At 73.0% G+C, this 8,699-nt stretch carries 9 protein-coding genes; 4 read left to right on the plus strand and 5 right to left on the minus strand.

Going from position 1 to position 8,699, the window contains the following annotated elements; genetic code table 11:
* Window positions 1–53: 53 nt before the first annotated feature.
* Window positions 54–329 carry a DUF5132 domain-containing protein gene (locus ACH4F2_RS29985; RefSeq protein WP_398135887.1) on the minus strand — a complete coding sequence of 92 codons (276 nt, stop codon included), beginning with the start codon at window positions 327–329 and terminating at the stop codon, window positions 54–56.
* Between the two features lie 249 nt (window positions 330–578).
* Between ACH4F2_RS29985 and ACH4F2_RS29990 the strand changes: the two genes are divergently transcribed.
* The 4 genes from ACH4F2_RS29990 (at window position 579) to ACH4F2_RS30005 (ending at window position 6,196) form a co-directional block, all read left to right on the plus strand.
* Window positions 579–2,168, plus strand: a complete 1,590-nt coding sequence (locus ACH4F2_RS29990) for an ABC transporter substrate-binding protein (RefSeq protein WP_398135888.1) — start codon at window positions 579–581, stop codon at window positions 2,166–2,168.
* A 47-nt stretch (window positions 2,169–2,215) separates the two neighbouring features.
* Window positions 2,216–3,202: an ABC transporter permease gene (locus ACH4F2_RS29995; RefSeq protein WP_398135889.1), complete on the plus strand. Its 987-nt coding sequence runs from the start codon at window positions 2,216–2,218 to the stop codon at window positions 3,200–3,202.
* A 94-nt stretch (window positions 3,203–3,296) separates the two neighbouring features.
* Window positions 3,297–5,150, plus strand: coding sequence for a dipeptide/oligopeptide/nickel ABC transporter permease/ATP-binding protein (locus ACH4F2_RS30000; RefSeq protein ID WP_398135890.1), 1,854 nt, complete (start codon window positions 3,297–3,299; stop codon window positions 5,148–5,150).
* Window positions 5,147–6,196: an ABC transporter ATP-binding protein gene (locus tag ACH4F2_RS30005; protein ID WP_398135891.1), complete on the plus strand. Its 1,050-nt coding sequence runs from the start codon at window positions 5,147–5,149 to the stop codon at window positions 6,194–6,196. Before ACH4F2_RS30000 ends, ACH4F2_RS30005 begins: the two co-directional genes overlap by 4 nt.
* A gap of 32 nt (window positions 6,197–6,228) precedes the next feature.
* Here the strand turns inward: ACH4F2_RS30005 and ACH4F2_RS30010 are convergent, their stop codons facing one another.
* The 4 genes from ACH4F2_RS30010 to ACH4F2_RS30025 are packed head-to-tail and all read right to left on the minus strand — an operon-like array spanning window position 6,229 to window position 8,696.
* Window positions 6,229–6,417, minus strand: a complete 189-nt coding sequence (locus tag ACH4F2_RS30010) for a hypothetical protein (RefSeq protein WP_398135892.1) — start codon at window positions 6,415–6,417, stop codon at window positions 6,229–6,231.
* A gap of 31 nt (window positions 6,418–6,448) precedes the next feature.
* Entirely contained in the window at window positions 6,449–7,192 is a 744-nt protein-coding gene (locus ACH4F2_RS30015) for an SRPBCC domain-containing protein (RefSeq protein ID WP_398135893.1), read from the minus strand.
* Window positions 7,193–7,215: 23 nt separating this feature from the next.
* Entirely contained in the window at window positions 7,216–8,469 is a 1,254-nt protein-coding gene (locus ACH4F2_RS30020; RefSeq protein WP_398135894.1) for a cytochrome P450, read from the minus strand.
* Between the two features lie 11 nt (window positions 8,470–8,480).
* Window positions 8,481–8,696: an MbtH family protein gene (locus tag ACH4F2_RS30025; RefSeq protein ID WP_311578353.1), complete on the minus strand. Its 216-nt coding sequence runs from the start codon at window positions 8,694–8,696 to the stop codon at window positions 8,481–8,483.
* Between the last annotated feature and the right edge of the window lie 3 nt (window positions 8,697–8,699).

An 8,699-nucleotide genomic window follows, 5' to 3' on the forward strand; every position in this document is an offset into this window, starting at 1 on the left:
GCATCCGGTCGGTCTCCAGGAGGTGTTTCGGGGTCGTCTGCCCGTGGTGCGGATCAGTGTGCTTTAGCGGTGCTGCGGGGCTGGGCGGCGGGCTTGCTCCGTCCGCCGGTCTGTCCTGCGTCGGCCTGCGCGTCGACGCGCGCCGGCCCGCCGGCGGCCTCGGCCACGAGGCCGTGCATCTCCGCGCCGGCTTCGTGGACGGCCCGCTGTACTTCGAGTCCCAGGCCGACCGACGTTTTGACGATGCCTCGCACCAGAGGCTTGCCGACCCTCTTCACCAGGGACGCGGCGACCAGACCAATCAGGAAGGGAGGCAGTACAGGTGGCATGGCTCGACATCCTTTTCTTCCAGTGGAGATGAGGAAAGAAGACGCGGAAAATACACCGTATTGCCTCCGAGGGAGCTTAGTAGAAGTTAGTCTCCCTTTTCACCCGTTCGGGTGTAACGTGACACCTTGTCAATAATAGGAACGTCTGTCGGGTGGGATCGCTCGGACGAGGGGCATCGTCCGGCATGTCCCCATCGGTCCGCGAAAGGCCCCACCGCCGCCCTCACTCCCGGTGGCACGATGACCGCCATGCGCCGCCGACCCTTTTCGTCCCTCAAGGCCCGGTCTCTGGTGGCCTCGGCCGCCGTGTCGGCTCTGCTGGCCGGCTGTGGCGGTGACGTGTCGTCGACGCGCACTCCGGTGGTCGTAGACGGCACCGTCACGATCGCCGGCGCCTCCGAGACACCGAGTTTCCACCCGTATTCGCAGTTCGGCCTCTCTCTGGCTCCGTACGCCTACGACTCCTTGGCCTCGGTCGCGCCGGGCGGCCGGGTGGTGTCCGCACTGGCCGAGAAATGGCGGGCGGGGGCCACCTCGGCGCGTTTCACCCTCCGCGAGGGGGTGACCTGCTCCGACGGCACGGCCCTGACTGCCTCCGCGGTGGCGCGGTCCCTTCGCTACGCCGGCGACCCCCGCAACCGTCTCGTCGGCGCCCGGACCGCCCTGCCCGGCGTGCCGTTCACGGTGTCGGCCGACGACACGGCACGGGAGGTGTCGGTGCGGACGGCGTCGCCGTACAGCTTCATCGTGCGGACGATCGGTCTGCTGCCCGTCGTCTGCCCCGCCGGGCTGGCGGATCCGGCGGCGCTGGACAAGAGCACAGCGGGTACCGGCCCGTATGTGCTGAGCGGCCACACCTCCGGAGGCCCGTACGTCTTCACGCGACGCGAGGGGTATGCCTGGGGGCCGCGGGGAGCGGGCAACGCGGCCCCGGGGCAGCCGGCGCGGATCGTGGTGAAGGTGGTCCCGCAGGAGGCCACGGTGGCGAATCTGCTGCTGACAGGCGGGGTGAACATCGCCATGGTGACCGGTCCGGACCGGGAGCGGCTGGCCGGCCACGGCCTGTCGGCCGCCCAGGTCCCGACCGTGGTGGGCCTGACCTTCTTCAACGAGCGCTCCGCCCGGCCGCTGAGCGATCCCGTGCTGCGCCGGGCGCTGGTGGGCGCCCTGGACCGCAAGGGCCTGGCCAACGTGGCGATCGGGGGCGACGGTACGCCCGCGCGCCATCTCACCGCCCGCGACTCGCTCTGCCACGCCGACGTGGCCACCGGGAACGTGCCCTCTTACAGAGCCGTGGGGGAACTGCGCGCTGCGGGCTGGACGAACAACGAGCGGGGCGAACTGGTCAAGCAGGGCCGGCCCCTGCGGCTGCGCGTCCTCAGCAGCGGCGACTTCGGCTCCACTCTTCCGTCGGTCGCCGAGCTGATGGCCGTGACGTGGCGTGAGCTGGGCGTGGACGTCGACCTCGTCGGTGAGAGCGGCAACGCGGTGGTCCACGCCATGTACGGAAGCGGTGACTTCGACGTCGTGGTCGGAAGCTCGCCGGGGCCGCAGCTGCCCGCGCAGCTCGTCCCGTACTTCTCCGGCCCGCCGTCGTCGGGAGAGCTGAACTTCGCGCACGTCACCAATTCCGCGTACGACCGCCTCGTCGCCCGTGCCCTGCGCTCGCCCGGCGACACCGGCTGCGCGGACTGGAACAGGGCCGCCGCGGCGCTCCTGCGCTCCGCCGACGTGCTGCCCGTCGCCGACGGCACGAGCACGGTGTACGGCCACCGGACGACGTTCCGCCTCGCGCCGGGCGGCCGGATCGTGCCGACCAGCATTCGCCTGCACCGGTAACCGTGGCGGACGCGCCGCCCGGGCGCCCGCCGGTCGAGGAGGTTCGCATGACGACCGTGTCCGCACGGCTCGGCACCCGTCCCCCTGTCCACCCGTGGGTCGTGTTCTGCGGCCGGCGCGCGGTCCGGCTGGTGGTGTCGCTCTTCGTGGTCGTCACCGCCTCCTTCGCGATGATCCGGCTGGTCCCGGGGGACCCGGTGCGGGCCGCACTGGGCGTGGACGCGCCGCCGGACCTGGTGGCGGCGAAGCGGCACGAGCTGGGTCTGGACCAGAGCCTGTGGCAGCAGTACGGGGATCACCTCCCGCGCCTCGCCCGGGGCGACCTGGGGGTGTCGCTGGTCTCCGGGGAGCCGGTGGCCGAACTGGTCGGGGCGCGTCTGCCGGCCACGTTGCTGCTCGCGGTGCTGGCCTTCGTGTGCGTTCTCGTCGTCGCCCTCCCAGGGGGGCTGCTCGCCGCCGTGTGGACGCGCGGAGGGCGGCGTCCGCGGACGGAACTGGCGTTCACCGCGACCAACTCGGTCCTCGCGGGCGTGCCGGGCTTCGTCCTCGCGACGGGTCTGACCGCGGGGCTGTCGGTGGCGCTGCCCCTGTTCCCCGTCGCGGGTGACCTCGGCCCCCGGTCCTGGGTGCTGCCCGTGCTGGCGCTGGCGCTGGCTCCGACCGCGGTCCTGCTGCGGATCGTGCGGGTGGAGGCGCTGACGGTCCTGGCCACGGACTACTTCCGCGCCGCCCGCGCGAAACGGCTGTCCGTCGTCCGGCTCCACCTGTGCCACGTGGCGCCGAACGCGCTCACCGCCTCACTGACGTACGCCGGCAACCTGCTGCCGGCCCTGATCGCGGGGACCGTGCTGGTCGAGAAGGTGTTCGCCTGGCCGGGCATCGGTTCGGCGATGGCGCAGTCCGTGGCCGCGCAGGACTACGCGGTCGTCGAGGCGACCGTCCTGGTGCTGGGCTCCTCGGTCCTCGTGGTGAATTTTCTGGTCGACCTCGCGCTGGCGCTGCTCGATCCCCGATCGGTCATCCGGAAGACGTGATCCGATGGTGCTGTCCTCCGCTTTCCCGGCCTCCCCTGCGACCGTCCGCGGCCGGTCCCGCGCGTCCCGGTCGGGTTGGGCCACTCCGCTGGGCGTGACCACCCTGGTGATGCTCGCCTCGCTCGCCGTCCTGGCCGTCGCCGGGGAGGTGTTGTGGCGACAGCGGGCGGACCGGCCTGACCCGTCGGCGGTGCTGCGGGGTCCCAGCGCGGAGCACCTGCTCGGCACGGACCACCTCGGTCGCGACCAGCTCGCCCGGCTGCTCTCGGCGACCTGGCCCTCCCTGCTGCCGGCCGTCACGGCCACGCTCTTGGGGGCGGTCGCGGGCGTCGTCCTCGGCGCGCTCACCGTCGTGGTGGGCCGACGCGCCGCCCGCCTGCTGGGAGCCCTGATCAACCTCCTGCTGGCCTTCCCCGCGCTCCTCGTCGCGATGTTCCTCGCGGCCCTCTTCGGGGCGGGCGCGGGAGGCGCGGTGATCGCGCTCGCCGTCGCCTCCGCCCCGGGCTACGCCCGGATCACGCAGACCCTCGCCGCCCAGGTGGCCGGGACCGACTTCATGGCAGCGGCGCGCGTACTCGGGCTGCGCCGTCACCGGCTCCTGCTGCGCCATGTGCTGCCCCACATCGCCGAACCGCTGCTGCTCAACACCACGGTCGCCGCGGGCTCGGCACTCGTGGCGCTGTCGGGGCTGAGCTTCCTTGGTCTGGGGGTGCGGTCCCCGGCGTACGACTGGGGGCTCCTGCTCAACCAGGGGCTGGAGCGCATCTACACCGAACCGCTGCCGGCCGTGGCGCCGGGCATCGCGATCGTCCACGCCGCCGTCGCCTTCCAGTTGCTCGGCGAGATGCTGGCCGGAGCCGCCGCGCGACGAGCCCGCCCGCTCCCGGAGGAAGAGCCCGCGGCCCGGCCGGCCCGCGCCGACCGCCCGGCGTCCGCGGACCACGTTCTGGAGGTGGACGACCTGCGGGTCGACCTCCCCACCGCGGACGGGGTGGTCCGGCCCGTCCGCGGTGTGACCCTCGCCCTGCGGCGCGGGGAGATGGTCGGCCTGGTCGGCGAGTCCGGTTCCGGCAAGTCGATGACCGCGCTCGCGCTTGCCGACCTGCTGCCGGACGGCGCACGCGCGACCTGGAGCACCCACCGGTTCCTCGGCGCCGACGTCGGGTCGGCGACCCGCAAGGAGCGACGCGGGCAGCTGGCCACGGGCATCGCGTTGGTCTTCCAGAACCCGGCCTCCGCCTTCAACCCGTCGCTGCGCATCGGCACGCAGATGACGGAGGCCGTACGCACGCACCGGGGCCTTGGCCGCGCCGAGGCCGTCGACCTGGCGCTGGACCGGCTGCACCGGGTCGCCCTGCCCGCCGGACGCCGGTTGCTCCGGTCCCGCCCCTTCCAGCTCTCCGGCGGTCAACGCCAGCGCGTGGCGATCGCGACGGCGTCGATGATGCGTCCCGCCCTCCTCATCGCGGACGAACCGACGACGGCCCTGGACGTCACCGTGCAGCGGCAGATCATGGAACTGCTCCACCGGGTCCGGGACGGCGACGCCACGACGATCCTCCTCATCAGCCACGACATCGCCCTGGTCGCCGACGCCTGCGACCGGGTGCTGGTCATGTACGGGGGCACGATCGTGGAGACCCTCCCCGCCGGCGAACTGGCGGACGGGGCACGGCATCCGTACACGCGGATGCTCGTCGCCTCGGTTCCCGACGTGGACTCGGACCCCGGCCGCGCCCCGCACGCCATCGAAGGAGGCCCGCCCGATCCGCACGGCACGGCCGCGGGATGCGCGTTCCGCGACCGCTGTCCCAACCCGCTGGAGCGGTGCGCGGTGGAGGGCCCCGTGCTGTCCCCGCTGGGCCCGGTACACGACGTGGCCTGCTGGCAACCGCTGCCCGCGCCGCCGCCCCGTGCGCGGCAGGAGTCCGAGGAGGCGCAGAAGTGAGGACGGGACCGGGACTGGAGCTGAACGAGGTCACCGTCCGCCACCACGGTCCGCTGGGGCCGGTCACGGCGGTGGACCGCGTGTCGCTGGACGTTCCCGCGGGCACGACGGTCGGCCTGGTGGGCGAGTCCGGGTCGGGGAAGTCCACGCTGGCACGAGCCGTCGTCGGGCTGGACCCGTTGTCCGGCGGACGGATCACGGTCGGAGGACGGGAGTGCGGCGGGCGTCGGGCGGCCGACCGGCGCGGGCTGGGGCGCCGGGTCCAACTGGTGTTCCAGGACCCGGACACGGCATTGGACCCGCGCATGACGGTCCGGCAGTCGATCGCCGAAGCGGCCGGGGCGTTCGTCCGGCTGGACCGCCGCGACCGCGCACAGCGCGTGGCCGACCTCCTGGAACGGGTCGGTCTCGACGTCGGCTGCGCCGACCGGCTGCCGCAGCAGCTCTCGGGCGGCCAGCGTCAGCGGGTCGCCGTCGCCCGCGCGCTCGCCGTGGACCCGGCGGTGCTCATCGCCGACGAGGTCACCTCGTCACTCGACGTGTCGGTCCGGACGGCGCTGCTCACGACGCTCCGGGACCTCCAGCGGCGCATGGGCTTCGCCATGCTGTTCATCAGCCACGATCTCGCCGCCGTCCGCTACGTGTCGGACGCCGTCGCCGTGATGTACCTCGGCCGGATCGTCGAGACCGCCGCTACCGAGCACCTGCTGAGCGGCCCCCGGCATCCCTACACCCGGGCGCTGCTGTCCGCCGTGCCGCGTCTGCGCCCCGGCGGGCTCCCGGCCGGGGAGCCCGTTCCCGCCGGGGAGCCGCCCGATCCCGCGTCGCCGCCGGCCGGGTGCCGCTTCCATCCCCGCTGCCCCGTCGGGCCGGGCCGGCGCCCCGGGCGGGACGTCTGCGTCGTACGGGACCCGCAGGAGGACGCGACCGGCCGGCCGCATCGCGCCGCCTGCCACTTCCCGTATCTCGCCGACGACCACCTCTCCCGGGCGCGCCGCGTCCCCCGGGAAGGGGACGGTGCGGGGCCGGTGCCGTCCGGCGGTTGACATGCCGGACGGCACCCGTGCCGCGGCAGGCTCTACCGGCGGCCGCGGGCCGGTGCCGAGGCGAGCTTGGCGTTCAATGCCGACAGGAAGGTCGGGAGCTTTGCCACCAGAGACTCGGGAACGGGGGTGACCTGGACCGTGTCCCGCACCATGTCTCTCACCACGAGTTTGTAGGTGCCGTCCTCGCGGACGAGTTCGGCTGCGTAGAGCAGTGTTTCCACCAGAGGTCCTTCAGTCATGTCGTGCGACGGATCAGGCGCCGTCGAGCCAGGTGTGCCACGCCTCGGTGGCCGCCGCCTCGTCCGCGTCCTCGGCGAACAGGTGGTGGCCCAACCAGATCGGCCAGTTCCAGGAACTGCCGTTGAAGAAGCGGTACAGCGCGTCAGGGGCCCGCAGGCCGAGGAAGTCGGCGTCCAGCCAGTCCACGACCACATCCGTAGGGCCGCCGTTCGTGCCGGGCAGGTCGAGCGACAGCCGGTCACCGACAGCCGGCTCCTCGGCCAGGCCGAGACGTCGGCGCAGCGCGGCGAAGTCCGCCGGGTCGTCGGTGCGCTCGGTTTGCGAGGCCCTGACGTAGACGGCGGGGCGGCCGGCGAAGTGGGACAGGTACGCGGCGAGGGAGTGCTGGTAGAAGTCGACGTGCCGTTCGGCGGCGTCCGTCTTGGTGTCCCACTCCCAGGCTTCGTCGACGACCCCGGTGTGCACCCAGTGGATGCCCGTCCGCAGGCGGGTCGTGCCGCCGTCGGCGGGCTCGACGCGGTAGGTGAGCGTGCTCGAGAATCCTCCGTCCTGTTCCGCCCGGGCCGCGAAGGTGCGCGGCGGCTCCCACGCCACGACGGTGCTGTCGCCGCGCGTCACCTTCCCTCCGATCCGCGGTTCCACCTCCATGGGGTACAGCCAGCCGAGGTTGCCGGCGCCGGTGGCGACCGCTTCCCACACCCGTTCTGGCGGGGCGGGCAGGTCCTGTTCCCGGCGGACCTCGAACTCTCGCGCCATGGGTACGTCTCCTTCGTCGTTGTTCATGGTCGGTGGGTGAGGGGCAGGGCGGTGAGCCGCCGCTGCAAGGGGTTGGGCCGCCAGTCGAGGACCGCGCCGTCGGCGAGGCGCAGGTGCGGGAGCCTGCGGACCAGCGTGCCCACGGCGACCTCCGCCTGGAGCTTGGCCAGCGGTCCGCCGAGACAGAAGTGGGGACCGTGGCCGAAGCTGAGGGGCCGGCCGCCGGAGCGGGTCAGGTCGAGCGCGTCGGGGTCCTGGAAGCGCTCGGGGTCCCGGTTGGTCGCGGCGAGGAACAGGTACACCAGCTCGCCCTCGCGCAGTCTCCGCCCGCCGATCGTGAGGTCCTCGGCGACGACCCGGACGATCGCCTGGGTCGGCGTGTCGTAGCGGGCGAGTTCCTCGACGGCCGGGCTGGTGAGCGCCGGGTCGGCGCGCAGCCGGGCCAGTTGGCCGGGGTGGCTCATCAGGGCGAGCATGCCGTTGCCGATGAGGTGGGTGGTGGTCTCGTCTCCGGCGGTGATCAGGACGAAGCAGGTGGACAGCAGCTCGGAGTCGGTGAGCCGGTCGTCCTGGGCCTGGGTGGCGACCAGGGCGCTGATGAGGTCGTCACCAGGGTCGGAGCGGCGGCGGCGGACGAGCCGGGCCAGGTACTCCTCGTAACCGGCGATCGCCGTCTCGGACTTGTCGATGTCCTCGCTGAGCCGGCCGAAGCACTGGAACCAGGTCTTGACCTGCGGGAGGTCGTCGGGCGGGATGCCGAAGAGTTCGCAGGCGACCGACAGCGGCAGCGGCGAGGCGACGGCCTCGATCAGGTCCACGGTCGGGCCGGCCGCGACCGCCTCGTCGATGAGCCGGTCCACGATGCCCTGCACCCGGCCGCGCAGGGCTTCGACCCGCCGGGCGGTGAAGGCCCGGTTGGCCAGCTTGCGCAGCCGGGCGTGGTCCGGCGGGTCGGTGTTGCTCATGACCCGGCCGAGCCGGTCGGTGAGCCGGCTGAACGCCTTCAGGTCGCCGCCGAGCGCGGTGTACGCGCGGGTCATCCGGTCCCGGTCACTCGAGAACCGGGGATCACCCAGTGCCGCCTCGACGTCGGCGTACCGGGTGAGGTACCAGATGCCCTGGGCGCTGCGGTGGACGGGGTCCTCGCGTCGCATGCGGGCATAGAAGGGGTACGGGTCCCGGCGGGCCTCGTCCGTGAGCAGGGCCGCGGTGAGGTCGTCGGACCGGGCGGGGCCCGCGCCGTCGCGGCCCCCGCGTGTGGTTTCGGTCAGGTTCACTGCGGACCGCGCTACTGCTGAGCGTTCATGGCGTCGGCGAGGCTCTTGGGCCGCATGTCGGTCCACGAGCGCTCGACGTACTCCAGGCAGGCGGCGTGGGTGTCGGGGCCGTGGGCGACGGTCCACCCGTCGGGGACGTCGGCGAACTGGGGCCACAGCGAGTGCTGGTTCTCGTCGTTGACGAGCACGAGGAAGGTGCCGTCCTGGTCGTCGAACGGGTTGGTCATGGG

It is taken from the genome of Streptomyces sp. NPDC017890 (assembly GCF_044328675.1).
Classification (GTDB): Bacteria; Actinomycetota; Actinomycetes; order Streptomycetales; family Streptomycetaceae; genus Streptomyces.